This is a genomic window from Flagellimonas myxillae, from assembly GCF_023502235.1.
GTDB lineage: Bacteria > Bacteroidota > Bacteroidia > Flavobacteriales > Flavobacteriaceae > Flagellimonas > Flagellimonas myxillae.
This window is the reverse complement of the sequence record NZ_JAMFLY010000003.1, coordinates 262,423-279,210: the sequence shown is the minus strand read 5'-3', so window position 1 is coordinate 279,210 and position 16,788 is coordinate 262,423. Positions and strand designations below refer to the sequence as shown.

Sequence of the window (16,788 nt, the reverse complement as noted above, 5' to 3'; positions counted from 1 at the left end):
CGAATGGCTTCATACATTCTTACGTACAGTTGGATCAATGAGAAAAGTATGGGGTTACATAATTATTTTGGGTGTATGCTTCGCTTCCTGTAGCAAACAACAACCTACGCTATTTTCTAAGTTGCCGGCAACCCATACGAATATTGATTTCGCCAATACGCTCTCCAATTCCCCTCAACTTAACATCCTAAATTACCTTTACTATTACAATGGAGGTGGGGTGGCAGCCGCAGATTTCAACAATGACGGCTTGGTTGACCTCTATTTTACCGGAAATCAGGTTGCGGACGAGCTTTATCTCAACAAGGGGGACTTTAAATTCGAAAAAATTACCGAAATCTCCGGGATACAAAATGCCGATGGCTGGACAACCGGAGTTACCAGTGTGGACATCAATAACGACGGACTCTTGGATATCTATGTTTGTAAAGTGGGCAACTATAGCATTCTAGAGGGGCACAATCTCTTATACATCAACCAAGGAATGGATGCAAACGGCATCCCCACCTTTAAGGAACAAGCGAAAAAGCACAATCTGGATTTTTCCGGGTTTTCAACGCATACCGCCTTCTTGGACTATGACTTGGATGGCGATTTGGATATGTATTTGATGAATCATTCCGTCTATCCCAACAGGGCCTACGGAAGAGGGTCCCAGCGAAAAAAAGTGGATTCCCTATCCGGAGATCGTTTGTACGAAAATACCGGGGAAACCTTTATTGATATAAGCGCCAAAGCCGGCATCTATCAAGGCAAAAGTGGCTATGGTCTAGGGCTTTCCGTAAGTGATGTGAACAATGACGGATATCCCGATATATATGTCGGGAATGACTTCTTTGAGAACGACTATCTCTACATCAACCAACAAAATGGGACCTTCAAGGAATTGATCTCCTCCGATGATCAAAAACTGGGACACACCTCCCATTTTTCCATGGGCAACGACATTGCCGATATCAACAACGATGGGTTGACCGATATCTTCTCTTTGGACATGCTGCCAGAAAATTTACAGACTTATAAGACATCGGGATTGGAATACAGCTATCCCATCTATCAGCAATACCTAAAAAACGGATATGCACCCCAATACATGCAAAATACCTTGCACTTGAATTTGGGGAACACAAATTTTGCAGAAATTGGAAGTTTGAGCGGCTTGTCAGCTACCGAATGGTCCTGGGGCACCCTTTTAGCAGATTTTGACAACGATGGATTCAAGGATGTGTTTGTCTCCAACGGAATCAAGGGGGCAACCAACGATATGGACTTTATCAATTTCATTTCGAACGAAAATATTCAAAGACGGATTGATCAAGGCATGCTGCAATCAGATATGCCTCTAATCGAAGAAATACCGATAAAGAAAATTTCCAATTATAGCTTTCGAAACCTTGGAAACTTACAATTTGAGAATACCACCAAAGATTGGATAGGCCTTGAAGCTTCGTTCAGCAATGGAAGTGTTTATGCTGACCTGGACAATGATGGCGATTTGGACCTAGTTGTAAACAACGTGGATGAAGAAGCCTATATTATGGAAAATACCGGGAGTCAAGGCAACCATCTAACTTTGGAATTGGATGCCGGTACCCAAAATAGGTTTGGGCTGGGTGCCAAAGTAATCGCCTACTCCAAATCCCATACCCTAACCCAGGAAAATTATACTTCCAAAGGATACCTCTCGTCCGTAGCTCCAAGGGTTCATATGGGAGTGGGTCGGGATTCGCTGATAGATTCCCTTAAAATTATTTGGCCAGGAGGGGAGTTGGAAACCCGCTATAACCTGGCCGTCCCTAACAAGATTCGCATAGAGCGGAAGGGCAGTGCCGATAACTATTATCTAAAGGATTCTATTCCCAAACAGCAGTTATTTGCTAAGCTGGATTCTTTGGTGCCTTTTTTCCATAGGGAAACAAGCTCCTTGGATTTTGACCGGGAACCCTTGATCCCATTCGCCAACTCCAATGAAGGACCGGATATTTCCGTAAGCGATGTTAACCAGGATGGGTTGGATGACTTTTTTATCAGTGGAGCGAAAAAACAAAGCTCCCAGCTTTACGTTCAGGATGCATCGGGCAAATTCGAGGTGCACCAGCCAGAGTTATTTAACGCCCATGCGACCAATGAAGATATCTCCCATACATTTTTTAATGCCAACGGTGATTCGTATCCAGATTTGATCGTAGTCAGCGGAGGCAACGAATACAAAAATGGAGCTCCGCTACAGCCGAGATTGTACATCAATACCAAGGGCACGTTTCATTTGGACAATGACATGCTTCCCACTTTGGAGACCAACGCCTCAAAAGTAATCGCTGCTGATTTTGATAAGGACGGACAACAAGAACTCGTAATTGTATCGGATCAAGTACCTTCAGCCTATGGAAGTACACCCAAACAGTTTTTCCTAAAACAGAACAAACAGGGAAAATTCCAGGAAGTTTCAGAAGAAGTTATTCCTGAACTTCGGGGATTGGGTAACATCAAAGATGTTTTTACAGCGGATGTCGATGCCAATGGGTATTTGGATTTAATCGCGGTTGGACATTGGATGCCCGTCTCCATATTTCTAAATAACGGAAAGACATTTACCCTACAAAAAAACAACGGTTTGGATACTACCCATGGTTGGTGGAACGTAATCAAGGCTGAAGATTTGGACAACGATGGGGATATGGACCTAGTTTGTGGCAATTGGGGATTGAATAGTAAGCTCCAAGCCTCCCAAGACAAGCCCATCAACATGTACCTCAACGATTTTGACGGGAATGGCTCCTTTGAGCCCGTCGTTACCTATTTTCACAAGGACACCGAAACTCCTTTTGCCTCCAAAGACGAGCTTGTAAAGCAAATGCCCTATTTGAACAAGGAATTTTTGAGGTATGAATCCTTTGCCAAGGCCTCCATTGAGGATTTGTTCGGAAAAGAACCTTTGGAAAAGGCAACTACCAAGCAAGTATTCGAATTGGCAAGCTGCTATTTTCTGAATGATGGAAACGGACAGTTTTCCAAGAAAGAACTCCCCACCTTGGCCCAGTCTTCCGCAATTTTTGATATGGCGTGGGAGGATGTGACCAAGGATGGACGTAAAGAACTGATAATCTTAGGCAATAACTATGAAATTAGCACGCAATTGGGCAGGTTGGATGCGTTTCATGGACTAATTTTGCAGCAAAATCCGAACGGCTCATTCGGGTTTTTAAAGCATAATGGTTTCGAGGTTTCCGGAGCTGTAAGAACAATTAAAAAAATCAACATCGATAATAAAACGGTTTTTATTATCGGTAGAAATAATGACTCACCCATTTTTTTGGCAAAAATGTAATAATGATGAAGATGAAAGCACATGTTTTAAAAATAGCTTGTACAGTGATGTTGTTGGTGGCATGCAACTCCAAAGAGGAGAATACTACTTCCCAGGAAAAGGAAACACTGTTTAGCTTGCTTCCGTCCAGTGAGACTGGGGTTAGTTTTGTGAACAAGGTCGAAAACCAGAAAAATTTCAACATTTTCAAGTACCGAAATTTTTACAATGGTGGAGGGGTGGCCATCGGTGATATAAACAATGATGGCCTGTCGGATATATACCTAACCGGGAACATGGTCCCCAATCGACTATATCTGAACAAAGGCAATCTAAAGTTTGAGGATATTTCCGAAAGCGCGGGCATTATGGGAAATAAGCCATGGTCCACCGGTGTGGTTATGGTGGATATAAATCAGGATGGGCTGTTGGATATCTATGTTAGCAACGCTGGTAATTTGGAAGGTAACAATCACGACAATGATCTATACATAAACAATGGCGACCTTACCTTTTCGGAAAAGGCCCACGAATACAATCTGGCCAAAACCGGATTTACCACCCATGCTTCCTTCTTTGATTATGATAAAGATGGAGATCTAGATGCCTATATCTTAAACAATAGTAACATCCCCGTAAGTAGCTTGGGGTATGCAGAGCAAAGAGAAGTGCGTGCCCAGGATTGGGAAGGAGTGCCTCACATTTTTAGAGGTGTGGGCGATATGCTGCTCAGAAACGACAACGGCACCTATGTAGATGTAAGTGAATCGGCCGGGATTTATGGCAGCCTGATTGGATTTGGCCTAGGGGTACTGGTTACCGATTTCAACAACGACTTGTATCCCGACATCTATGTCTCCAACGATTTTTACGAGCGGGACTACCTCTACATCAACCAAAAGGACGGGACATTCAAGGAGGAAATAAAAAATTGGACCTCCCATTTGAGTCTTTCGGCCATGGGAATCGATATTGCCGATATCAACAACGATGGCCACAACGACATTTTTATTACGGACATGCTCCCAGAGCCAGAGGAACGCGTTAAATCCGTAATGGAATTTGAGGGCTATAACGTGTTCGAACTGAAACAGAGCAAAGACTTTTTTCAGCAGTACATTCAGAACACGCTACAATTGAACAATGGCGACGGGACTTTTTCCGAAGTAGCCTACTACAGTGGGGTAGATGCCACAGATTGGAGTTGGGCAGGGCTAATGTTCGATATGGACAATGACGGGCTTAAGGACATCTTCGTGACCAATGGAATCAACCATGATCTAACCGATCTGGATTTCGTGGACTTTTTCGCCAATGAAATCATCCAAAAGATGGCGCTCACGGGCCGGAAGGAATCCATAGATTCCATCATCAATAAAATGCCCATAAAACCTCAGCCCAACTATGCCTATAAGAACAATGGGGACATCACATTTAAAAATGCCAACAAAGAATGGGGATTCGAGTTGCCCACAAGATCTAACGGAGCTGCCTATGGGGATTTGGACAACGATGGGGATTTGGACATGGTGATCAACAATGTAAATACAGAGGCTTTTATTTACCGCAACAATACCGAGACCTTATTGGACCACAATTACGTCCAGCTAAAATTTAAAGGACCTGCTGCCAATCCTTTTGGAATTGGAGCACTGGTCAAATTCTATTTTGATGGAAATGTGGTCAACCAAGAAATGATTCCCTCCCGTGGCTTTCAATCCTCCATGGATTATGGAATGACCTTGGGTCTGGGAAAAACTGAAAAACTGGATTCCATACGGGTGGTTTGGCCCGATGACCAAACACAGTTGTTGAAGGATGTGGTACCCAACCAGGTAGTCACCCTGGATCATGGACAGGCAAACAGCACCTACAGCATACCGAAAATGGAAAACAGTCCAACGTTCTTAAGTGAGTTGAACGTCAATAATCTAGTTTCGCATAAAGAAGACCATTACAACGATTTTGACTACGAGGGATTGATCTACAAAAAGTTGTCCCAAGAAGGCCCTTCCTTGGCAGTTGGCGATGTAAATGGGGATGGGAACGAGGATTTCTATATTGGTGGAGCCCATGGTCAATCTGGTACGCTTTACCTTCATTTAGGAAATGGTAAACTTGCTCCCAAAAAAATCCCTGCCTTTGAAACCGATAAACGCTATGAGGATGTTGTGGCCTCCTTCTTTGATGCTGATGGGGATTCGGACCTGGATTTAATCGTTGGTTCTGGTGGCAACAAAGTAAACGCCCAGAATAACTTCAGGCCAAGATTATATCTGAACGATGGGAATGGAAATTACTCCAAATCGGACCAAGAGCTTCCAACCACCTTTAAAAACATAGCCACTATTGCTCCCCAAGATTTTGACGGGGACGGAGATGTAGATCTCTTCATTGGATCTAGAAGTGTTGTTGGTGTCTATGGATTGACTCCAGACCACTTGTTACTCGAAAACCAAGGTGAGGGCGTTTTCGCAGATGCTACCGAACGCTTTGCCTATGATCTCAAAGATGCAGGAATGATCACGGATTCGAAATGGGCCGATGTGGATGGGGATGGAAAAATGGACTTGGTCGTCACTACGGAATGGGATACCCCTAAAATCTATAAAAATACAGGAAGACGCATCACAAAAATGTCATCTTCCCTAGATAGCCTTTACGGATGGTGGAACACCGTTGAAGCTGCCGATTTGGACAACGACGGGGATTTGGACCTGATTTTGGGGAACCAAGGCCTAAATATCCACTACCGACCCCTTTCCGAAGAGCAACCCATGAAAATGTGGATCAACGATTTCGACAACAATGGAACCATCGAACAAATTGTGACCCAAAACTACAACGGTGGGGATTACCCCATTCATCAAAAAAGGGAACTCACGGATCAATTGGTTTCCCTTAAAAAACAGAACTTGAAAGCATCCGACTATGCCCAAAAGACCATAGACGAGCTTTTTGCAAAGGAAATTCTGGATAAATCCATTGTGAAGCAAGCAACCACTTCCGCCTCGGTAATTGCCATCAATGAAGGCGATGGTAAGTTTACGATCAAACAACTCCCAGCCAGGGCACAGCTTTCGTGCATCTGCGATATTACGTGCACGGATGTCAACAACGACGGTAATCTGGACCTTATCATGGCGGGGAACAATTTTGAGTTCAAACCCCAATTCTCAAGGCTGGATGCCAGCTACGGAAACCTCTTGTTGGGGGACGGAAAACTAGGATACGAATGGCTTAACTACGACCAAAGTGGTTTCAAGATCAAAGAAGAGGTCAAACACCTGAAACCAATCAAGGACAGTCAGGGCAAACGCTACTTGGTTGCCGCCATCAATAATGAAAAACCAAAGTTATTTGCCATCAATGAATAGGCTTATCACTATTATTTTTGGGCTCCTACTTTTGGTGGGCTGCGGTAAGCAAGGGGATTTGTTCAAAAATCCCGACCCATCAGATTTGGGAATCACCTTTACCAACACCCTTACGGAATCGGAAAACCTCAGCATTCTGGATTACCTCTATTTTTATAATGGGGGTGGGGTTTCCATTGGGGATATCAACAACGATGACCTTCCAGATATCTTCTTTTCGGGTAACCAAGTGAAGAACAAACTCTATATCAATAAGGGTGATCTGCGCTTCGAGGACATTTCCCAAAGTGCGGGAATTGAAGGCAACAGTAGTTGGAATACGGGAACGGCCATGGGTGATGTAAACGGAGATGGTTTCTTGGATATTTACGTCTGTGCGGTTGTTGGTATCAACGGTTTTGGGGGCTATAATGAGCTATTTATAAATAATGGGGACAACACCTTTACCGAAAGCGCACAAACCTACGGCCTGGACTTTGACTCCTATAGCTCCAATGCGGCCTTTTTAGACTATGATCTGGATGGTGATTTGGACCTCTATTTGCTCAATCACGCGGTCCATACCCAAAATTCTTATGGAAAATACGACCTGAGGTACGAACGCAACTACCAAACCGGCGATAAACTGCTCAGAAACGACAATGGCAAATTTGTGGATGTCAGTGAGGAAGCCGGCATATACGGTGGAATAAATGCCTATGGATTGGGGTTGGCCATTTCAGATTTTAATTTGGATGGATATCCGGACATCTATGTAGGCAACGACTTTCACGAGGATGACTACTATTACCTCAACAATGGGGATGGCACCTTTACCGACAGTCTAAAAACTTACTTTGGACATACAAGTCGGTTTTCTATGGGAAGCGACGTGGCCGACATCAATGGGGATGGGAGGCCCGACCTTATCTCTTTGGACATGCTGCCCGAAGACGAAGTGGCTCTCAAATCCTCCGAAGGTGATGACAACATCCAAACGCAAAAACTGCGTATAAAGCAATACGGATATCACTATCAGTTTACCCGAAACATGCTCTATGTTAACCAACCGGACGGGAATTATGCGGAAACGGCCCTAATGAGCGGTGTTGCCGCTACAGATTGGAGTTGGAGCGCCCTATTTGGGGATTACAATTTGGACGGACATCAAGATCTTTTTATTGCCAATGGGATTCCGAAAAGACCAAACGACCTCGATTTTATCAAGTTCGTGTCCAATGAACAAATCCAGCAAAAGATAGACAACACCAAGCTGGTTGATCAAGAGGCATTAGAACTTATGCCCTCCGGAAACGTCCACAATTACATATTTGAAGGCAATCCCGATATCACCTTTAAGGATAGATCGTCCCAGTGGATTACTAAGGACACCCTTATGTCCGGAGCCACGGCCATGGGCGATTTAGATGGGGATGGGGACCTAGATCTTGTGACCAACAATATTAATGGATCTCCCTCAATATACCTCAACACATTGGATGGTGATGGTAATTATTTAAAACTGAAATTGCGATTCGGTGGGAAGAACACCTATGGAATTGGAACCAAGGTATATTCCTATCACGATGGTAAACTGCAGTTCAAGGAACTATTTCCTTCCCGCGGATTCCAGGCTTCTTCTGAGCCTGTGATCCATTTTGGTTATGGTGCCGCACAACAGGTGGATTCCCTAAAAATCATTTGGCCAGACAAGTCGTTTCAAATCGTAAAAACACCGGCACTGAACCAGATCCTGACCATTGAGCCCAAGAACACCATACCTTTTGACTATAAAGCGCTTCACCAAGCTCCAGAACCTTTATTTGTTTTGGAACCCAGGAATTTGGGGCTGGATTTCACACATCAAGAAGACAATTACACCGATTTTAATAGGGAAAAACTAATTCCCTACCAAGTGTCCGATAGGGGGCCAGCAATGGCCTATGGAGATTTGGACAATGATGGAAAAAAGGACATTTTCTTTGGCGGTTCCAAGTTCGTCCCGGCCCAGTTATTTGTTCAAAAAGATTCTGTTTTTTCCAGAAAACACATCAACACTTTTGCAACCGATTCATTAAAGGAAAACATATCGGCGCAAATTGCGGATTTTAACCAGAACGGAAAAATGGATTTGATCGTTACCTCCGGTGGTGGAGACTTTTTTGGAAAGTCCGATGCTTTGTTGGATTCTTATTATGTCCAAAACGATTCTACCTTTACCGAACAAACACTTCCTGAATTCTTTCAAAATTCCTCGGTGGTCAAGGCCAATGATTTTGATGGCGATGGTGACCTAGACCTATTTATTGGGGGACATACGCTAACATCTGGGTTTGGTAACCCGACCCAATCATTTATCCTTGAAAACGAAAAGGGTATTTTTTCCCTCTACGACGGGTTTGATCAAGACAACGTTGGCGGGATGGTCACTGACGCGATTTGGGACGATTTTGACAAAGACGGTTCCATGGACCTTATTCTCATAGGCGAATGGATGTCCCCAAAGTTCCTCAAAAATGAAAATGGAGTATTTAAAGAAGTTCAGGGACTAGATGCCAAGGGACTCTGGCAAAGCATTATCGCCTTTGATATTGATGCAGATGGCGATACCGATTACCTGCTAGGCAATTGGGGTACCAATACCAAGTTTAAAGCCTCCCAAGAATTTCCGATGAAGTTGTATTTGGATGATTTTGACTCCAATGGACAAACTGAAACCATCACGGCCCTAGAGAAAAACGGGAAGTACTATCCCTTGGAGACTTTGGACGGATTAACTTCGCAAATGGTATCCCTCAAAAAGCGATTTACCACCTACGAATCCTTTGCAGGGACTACCATGGAAGGATTATTTCCTAAGGAAACACTGGACAAAGCTAAGGTTTTGGAAGTCAACACTCTGTCATCGGGCTATTTACAGAACAATAATGGAATATTTACTTTTGTTCCCTTCGGCATGGACCTTCAGGTTGCCCCTATAATGGATTTTGTTGAGGGTGACTTTGATGGTGACGGAAAAACCGAGGTATTGGCCGGTGGAAACTATTTTGGGGTTAAGCCCTATCACGGCAGATTGGATTCCTTCCCTGGGGCTTTGATAAGAAGCGAAGAGGAAGTAATTTTGGGGAATGAACTGGGATTGGATTTCACCAAAAAATCCATTCGACATTTAGAAACCTTAAGTGTAAACAATAGAAAGTATCTTTTGGCGGTCTTTAACGACGATCGTGCCCAAGTATACAAACTCAATAAACTAACATTGAAACCATGAAAGAGCGATTTGGACTACTGTTGTTGGTAATGTTGCTGATTTCTTCCTGTGCCAAAAAGGAAGAACCCATTACCATTTCACCGGAGGATTACCACAATTCCGTGGATAAGGTAACCGAGGTAATGATCCACGATATATTCTCGCCTCCTGTGGCAAGCCGAATTTTTGCCTACCCCAATGTTGCGGCATATGAAATCTTGGCCCTGGGCAATGAGGAATACCACTCACTTTCAGGTCAGGTTAGGGAGTTTTCCGATATCCCGAAACCTGCGCCCAACGCCACCATAAACTATGAGCTTTCGGCCTTGATAGCGCACATGGACATGAGCAGGAGATTGATTTTTTCGGAAGATAAGATCAAAACGTACCAAGACAGCTTGTACACCATGTGGTCCGAAAAAAATGAAGCGGTCTTCCTAGCTTCAAAGGAATACGGAATTCAAGTGGCGGACCATGTGGAATCCTGGATGAACAAGGATAACTACAAGCAAACCCGTACTATGCCCAAGTTTACGGTCAACTCTGATGACCCTTCCCGCTGGCAGCCTACCCCTCCGGCATATATGAGTGGTATTGAGCCACATTGGAATAAAATCAGGCCTTTTGTCATCGACTCTGCTGGGCAGTTTAAGCCCACACCTCCTCCTCCATTCTCTATGGAAGAAGGTTCAGATTTCTACAAGGAGGTTAAGGAAGTCTACGATATTAGCAAGGAAATTACGGCGAAAGGGGATGAATCCGAGGAAGTGGCCATTGCCCAATTTTGGGATTGCAACCCCTATGTTTCGGTAACTAGGGGGCACTTGATGTTCGCCACCAAAAAAATTACTCCAGGGGCACACTGGATTGGGATTACCAAGATCGCCAGTCGCAAGACCGACTCAGATTTCACTAAAACGGTTTATGCCTATACCAAAACCTCCATCGCCATTGCCGATGCCTTTATAAGCTGCTGGGACGAAAAGTACAGAAGTAACCTCATCCGTCCGGAAACTTTGATCAACGAGCATATTGATGATAGTTGGGAGCCTGTTTTGCAAACTCCCCCATTTCCAGAGTATACCAGTGGGCATAGTGTTGTTTCTGGGGCCGCAGCTGTGGCTCTAACCGATATTTTCGGGGATAACTTTGCCTTTGATGACGACACTGAAATCCCCTATGGGCTACCCGTTCGCACGTTCAATTCGTTTAAGGAGGCAGCCGATGAAGCTGCGATCAGTAGAATGTATGGTGGCATTCACTACCGCGCAGCTGTTGATGTTGGGGTTAAACAAGGAAGGGATCTCGGTAAATTCGTGGTCGATAATCTAAACATGAACTAATCCAGGTTCCAAGTTAATTGAATCGCATGATGAAGAAATTCCTTTGGATCCTTACGGCGACAATTTTAATCGCACTTGCTTGGTATCTATTTATTAAACCCTCGGACTATACGATCCGTTTTGAGTCCAAAATATCTCCAGGGGCCATTAACCAGACCATAAAATTATGGGACCAAACCCTAGACGGGGTAACTCCCGTTACACAGATTGGTGATATTTATAACCTTAGCCAAAAAGTAAAATTCAATGATTCCATTCATTCCTACACTTGGGAAATTAGTCCTATGGAAGATTCCATAACCAAAGTGGTCGTTGGGGTCAGGGATGAAGATCATAGTTTGGCCAATAAACTTAAAATTCCGTTCTCAGACACCGATTTTGAAAAACGCTCTAGGAAAACCGTCCTTGATCTAATGGAGAACATTGCGGATCACGCGAGCAAGTTTAAGGTGACCATAGTGGGAGAAGAGGATATTCCGGAAAAGTACCTGGCCTATGTCCCAATCAAATGCACACAGATCCAAAAAGCGGGCGGGATGATGAAAAACCTGTCCTTTATAAGTCAGGTGTTGTTGGAAAACCAGGTGCAGCTCAATGGCCCCCCAATGATCCAGGTGACCAAATGGGATATGGATACAGACAGCTTGGAATATAATTTTGGGCACCCCATAATTCGCTCCGAAAGATTGCCCATAGATACGGAAATAATGTACAAACGTATTTTTCCAAAACGGGCTTTGAAAGCAATTTATAATGGGAACTATATTACTTCGGACCGAGCTTGGTATGCCTTGCTGGATTATGCCCAAAAAAATAACATCCTTGTAGAAAACAAGCCTGTGGAGGTCTTTTACAACAACCCAAACATGGGAGGCGATGAAATGGAATGGAAGGCGGAGATTTATCTGCCCATTAAGGAATCCAATGAATAGGGTCGCCCTCCTTCTACTTTTGGGTGTTATGAACTCCTGTGCCCAAAAACCCTGGTATGGTGACCTCACTTTTCTTGGAAAACTCCCTTCAAACCTCAATGAAGTATCCGGTATTGCCACCAATAACGGCTCCACCATTTGGGCCATTGAAGACAATGGCAACAAAGACGTTTTGTACGCAATTAATTCCCGGGCAAAACTTGTTAAACGCCTTAAGGTCGGTGATGCGAAAAACCACGATTGGGAAGACCTTGCCCGGGACCCTCAAGGCAATATGTACATTGGGGATTTCGGAAACAACAGCAACGAAAGGGAGAATTTAAGAATTTACAAAGTTCCCAATCCAGATACAGCTTCAGACGGAAAGATCAAAGCAGAAAAAATCAGTTTCCATTATCCCGAACAAAAGAAATTTCCCCCTAAGAAATCCAGGCTCCGTTTTGATTGCGAGGCCTTTTTCTATCACAATAATTTCCTGTATCTGATTACCAAAGACAGGGCAAGACCCTATTTGGGCAAGGCCTACATTTACAAAGTTCCTGCGATGGAAGGGAAACATACGGCTCAATTTCTCGGAGAGTTTATCTCGTGTACCGACAGTCAGTTTTGTTCAATTACAGGAGCGGATATCTCGCCAGATGGTAATAGAGTGGCTTTGTTGGGTTCAGGATTAATCTGGCTCTTTTCTGATTTCGATTCCGAGGATTTCACCAAGGGCAAATTGAGAACCATAGACGTGTTGCACAGAACGCAACAAGAATCCATTTGCTTTAAGGATAACAACACCATCTTGATCGTAGACGAGCAATCCAAGACCAAGGGTAGAAATCTCTACTCCTATACCTTGGACTAAAAACCAAACCCTACCCCGAAGGCAAAGCGCATTCCATCAGAACTGCCGAACAACCCAAAATTGGCGGAAAGCAGACCTGCCCCGTTCACGAAGAATCCGCCGCCATAAGAATTGTGCCATTTGTCCGAATCATCACCTGGGTACCATACCCTTCCATAATCGAACCCACCAAAAATTCCGGGCGTGACCGGAAGCACCCCGGCTTTTCGTTTTCTAAAACTTAGACGGAGGTCCGTATTTTGGAAAAAAGCTGATTTTCCCGTGAACCTTTGGAAACGGAATCCTCTGAGCCCATTGTTGGCCCCGATGCTCGCACCTTGGTAAAATTCAAATTCGTCGCCAAAATTAATATGGCCCTTCACTTTGGTGGCCAAAACAAGGCTTCCGTTAGAACACAGTTTATGGTCCACGGATAAACTGGGGATAAAATAAGAGAATGAGCGCCCAGAATCCTCGAGATTCATGGTATACCCTCCTTCAAGGGAGATGCTCATTCCCAAGGTTGGAAAGGCCTCGCTATCGGTATTGGAATAGCTATAGCCCGCATTTACCCCGAAAAAACTCTGTTCATTTTCCTCTCCGTTGGCCACGTAAAACTGGTTGATAAACCGATCTTCGGTCTCTTCCACCTCGTAATCCTCATAGGAGACCCCCAATTTTACCTTTGAGCCCAATCTGCCCCGCCATACCAAAGAGGGGGCCAGCTTTATCGTACTCAGTTTTACCCGGTTAAAATCCAGCTCAAGAGGATGTTCGTCATCCAAATTCTCTGTCTCATTTCCAAAACCAAAAAAGTTGATGGAAAAATTGGGACTGGTGAACCTAGCGTCCAATTCAAGGTTAACACCCTCCAAGACATTGGCAAACTCGCCGCGATATCCAAAGTCAAAACCATTGGTGGCAAAGTAGAACGCCCCATTTATAGTGTGCTGTTGTGTAAAGGGATTTTGGCGGAACCCATTGTGGGTATAGGTATTGGTGAACCCAATTCTAAAGCCATCATCCGGGTTGAACCCAATGGTAGGCAAAAATTGATTGTTGCTCGCCTTTATCTTTAAAAATTCGTAGGTGTTGGTATCGTAATCGTTGATCCTATGCACATTGCCCCCGAAGGCTTCGTCGTAGGTGTTCTTTTTGCTCTTGAAATCGTAGGTATGAACCAATTTGGATCGGTCCGAAATTTTGTAGACATCATTATTTTGTCCTCCCACAAGTCTCAACTTAATTTTTGAGGATGCCGTGTTAATATCAAAAACATCATCGTCATCCAAACCATAGACCCAGACTTCCTTCGTAAATTGAGGTTGATAGGTTTTTTCGAAAAAGAGATCTTCCCATTTTCCATCTTTGATCCTATAGGCACGCACCTGCAGGTTGCCATTGGCTTCTGAAGTGATATGGAAGTAGTCATCCTTATCAGTTCCTGTGACCACACTGTATTTATTGATGATGGTAAAATACTCCTGTGCCGTTGATACAAGATTGTTTTTTCTCAACAACAATTTGCGCTTGATCTCGGGAATCGTTTCATCCTGCACTTCCTCGGGAAAATGGGACAGCGACTCATCAATTACTGTTTCGGTGATATGTTGTTGAATGTATTTGGCCTGATTTACCCATTGCTCCATGGTCGATTCTGAAAGGAGCGCCATATCCAGAGCAAAGGTTCTAGGGGACGAGGTAAACCCCTTGAGATTCCTAATTTCTTCATTGAAGCCCTCAAAAATCTGAAGGCTGGGAACCGTTCTGGAAGCCAATCCCATGAAAAATCCATCGCCCCAAATGGAATACGCCTGGTCTCTATCCCTTGGAATGGGTTTATAAACTTTTTTCCCATCTTCACCATCAAATTCGGCCCATCGCCATTGGTCCACATGCCTATCCCAATCTCCGATGAGCATATCGAACAACCGCGCTTTTACATAGGCTTCAGTGTCCAGCGTGTATTTTTCGTCTTTTCTCAGCTTCTGGATCAAATCGTACGTACTCTCTATGGATTGGGTCTTGCCAAAACTATCCAAATCGTGACCCTCGGAAACATGTTCCTCGATCATAACCAATTCATTACCAAAATCACTATTGAAATCCCCAAGGGCATTTTGCTTTGGTACATAGTATAATATTGGATTGGTATGATAAAGTCCAACGGCATCCGATAGTGGTCCCATGGTAAATGGGGCGTACGGGTGTGCTCCTGTATAAAGGTCCAATAACAATCTTTCGGGATAGGAATCCTCGAATTTGCCAATTATATAGGTTTCTTGGAAGGCAATGGCCTGTAAATAACGTTCTGCACTTTTGCGCAGCGCACGCATCACAAATTGGCGCCCATCCTTATGCTGGAGCCTAAGGGAATTGGATTGGTTACCGCCCCCTTTCCTTACCACGGTTAAACCACCCATCAAGGTATCCAACAACACTGTTGGTGCCTTTACAGGAGTTGCATAATATTTTCGATACCGGTCTCCCCAGATCCATCTATGGAACCCACTTTTATCAACTTCCTGCTCCGTATATACGGATGCCGTTCCATGGGCTGGAAAATCGTTGCCATAGTTGTGCTTTTTTTCAGTTTTGTTCGGCGGTAGCACCTCGGTCTGGTACAAGAAATCCTCTTCCGAGTCCGTACCGTGGAAATCCACATGGGACGAACCATCGGCGAAAACCTTTAAAACGGCATACCCCATTTTTCCTGTGGAGAATTTACTGCCGTTCAGTAATTTGGTCGCTCCCTTTTTTGCACCGGAACCACTCACAATTTGAGGTATCCCTTCTTCCACGATATATTGAAGGGTGTGCTCGTGTCCGGATACGAAAATCACCTTGTTCGAAAACTGGGAAAGGGTTACAATTCTATTTCTCAACCGATTGTAAAGTTTGTTGGATTGATCTTCCACAGTGGCCCCAGAGGTCCTGCGCAACAAGTTTATGGCAGAACCTAAAATAGGAAGGGGAATATTTCCATCTGGCGACATATGCTGTTTAAATGAAAAATATCCTCCGTGTGGCCCATAGGTAAACATGGGGTGGTGCATGGCGATAATAGTGGTCTTGTCAAGATTTTTTTTGATAAGACCTTCGAGTTCCTCAAAGAAACGGGTACGGTCCTTGATCTCACAATCGTCGTTCATGGTTGGGTGTTTGTCCCAATCAGCCAGGTACCATTCAGTGTCTATGGCGATAACGATAATATCATCACTGACCTCAATTTTCTCCAAGGGGCAACCATTGTCCGGAAGAAATACCTTTTTACTGTCCAACGCTTTCTGGATATATTTTTCTTCTCTTTCCAGCCCTTTCAATCCATTGCTGTACCAATCGTGATTACCCGGGATAAAAACTGTTCTTCCTTTAAAATCCTCCAAGGTCTTCAACTGTGCATCCAAATGGTTTTTGGCCAGTTCGTGTCCTTCGGGGTCATCTTTTTTTGCGGGAAACCCAGCCGGGTAAATATTGTCTCCCAAGAAAATGGCGGTACTGTTTTTCGGTGCCCTGTCCAATTGGGACTTAAATTTTTTAAGTGCCGGATTTAAATCCCCCATTGGTGATTTCCCTGCATCACCAATAAGAAAAAAGGTGTGCTCAACTTCCTTTTCTGGTCCGGAGGTGGGCACAAATGGTGTAGCATATTTTGCCTCATAGGTGGCACAACTTGACAAAAGGAATAATACTAGAATGAGTAGGTAATGTTGTTTCATATCAATGAGGTTGATACCAAAATTTTGTATTTTGGATTGTTCAATGTAC

The 16,788-nt window shown here is 44.0% G+C and carries 7 protein-coding genes; 6 read left to right on the top strand and 1 reads right to left on the bottom strand.

Annotated features, from left to right (window positions below):
- The first annotated feature begins 37 nt into the window (after positions 1–37).
- From M3P07_RS13935 to M3P07_RS13910, 6 genes are read left to right on the top strand one after another with little or no spacing between them, the layout of a single operon-like run.
- Positions 38–3,328 (top strand): VCBS repeat-containing protein, encoded by a 3,291-nt coding sequence (locus M3P07_RS13935; RefSeq protein ID WP_249970541.1) that lies wholly within the window; start codon positions 38–40, stop codon positions 3,326–3,328.
- Between the two features lie 2 nt (positions 3,329–3,330).
- Positions 3,331–6,684: a VCBS repeat-containing protein gene (locus tag M3P07_RS13930; protein ID WP_249970540.1), complete on the top strand. Its 3,354-nt coding sequence runs from the start codon at positions 3,331–3,333 to the stop codon at positions 6,682–6,684.
- Positions 6,677–9,934, top strand: a complete 3,258-nt coding sequence (locus M3P07_RS13925) for a VCBS repeat-containing protein (protein ID WP_249970539.1) — start codon at positions 6,677–6,679, stop codon at positions 9,932–9,934. The genes M3P07_RS13930 and M3P07_RS13925 overlap by 8 nt, the downstream gene beginning before the upstream one ends.
- Positions 9,931–11,256 carry a vanadium-dependent haloperoxidase gene (locus tag M3P07_RS13920; RefSeq protein ID WP_249970538.1) on the top strand — a complete coding sequence of 442 codons (1,326 nt, stop codon included), beginning with the start codon at positions 9,931–9,933 and terminating at the stop codon, positions 11,254–11,256. Before M3P07_RS13925 ends, M3P07_RS13920 begins: the two co-directional genes overlap by 4 nt.
- Positions 11,257–11,282: 26 nt before the next feature.
- Positions 11,283–12,188: a GyrI-like domain-containing protein gene (locus M3P07_RS13915; RefSeq protein WP_249970537.1), complete on the top strand. Its 906-nt coding sequence runs from the start codon at positions 11,283–11,285 to the stop codon at positions 12,186–12,188.
- Between the two features lie 28 nt (positions 12,189–12,216).
- Positions 12,217–13,041, top strand: a complete 825-nt coding sequence (locus M3P07_RS13910) for a hypothetical protein (protein WP_249970536.1) — start codon at positions 12,217–12,219, stop codon at positions 13,039–13,041.
- On the opposite strand, the gene M3P07_RS13905 is transcribed toward M3P07_RS13910, so the two are convergent.
- A complete protein-coding gene (locus tag M3P07_RS13905) occupies positions 13,038–16,739 on the bottom strand; it encodes a metallophosphoesterase (protein ID WP_249970535.1) in 3,702 nt (1,233 codons plus the stop codon). The genes M3P07_RS13910 and M3P07_RS13905 overlap by 4 nt on opposite strands.
- Between the last annotated feature and the right edge of the window lie 49 nt (positions 16,740–16,788).

Coding starts and splice junctions, on each gene's coding strand:
- M3P07_RS13935 (WP_249970541.1), top strand. CDS start 38: ATGAGAAAAGTATGGGGTTACATAATTATTTTGGGTGTATGCTTCGCT.
- M3P07_RS13930 (WP_249970540.1), top strand. CDS start 3,331: ATGATGAAGATGAAAGCACATGTTTTAAAAATAGCTTGTACAGTGATG.
- M3P07_RS13925 (WP_249970539.1), top strand. CDS start 6,677: ATGAATAGGCTTATCACTATTATTTTTGGGCTCCTACTTTTGGTGGGC.
- M3P07_RS13920 (WP_249970538.1), top strand. CDS start 9,931: ATGAAAGAGCGATTTGGACTACTGTTGTTGGTAATGTTGCTGATTTCT.
- M3P07_RS13915 (WP_249970537.1), top strand. CDS start 11,283: ATGATGAAGAAATTCCTTTGGATCCTTACGGCGACAATTTTAATCGCA.
- M3P07_RS13910 (WP_249970536.1), top strand. CDS start 12,217: ATGAACTCCTGTGCCCAAAAACCCTGGTATGGTGACCTCACTTTTCTT.
- M3P07_RS13905 (WP_249970535.1), bottom strand. CDS start 16,739: ATGAAACAACATTACCTACTCATTCTAGTATTATTCCTTTTGTCAAGT.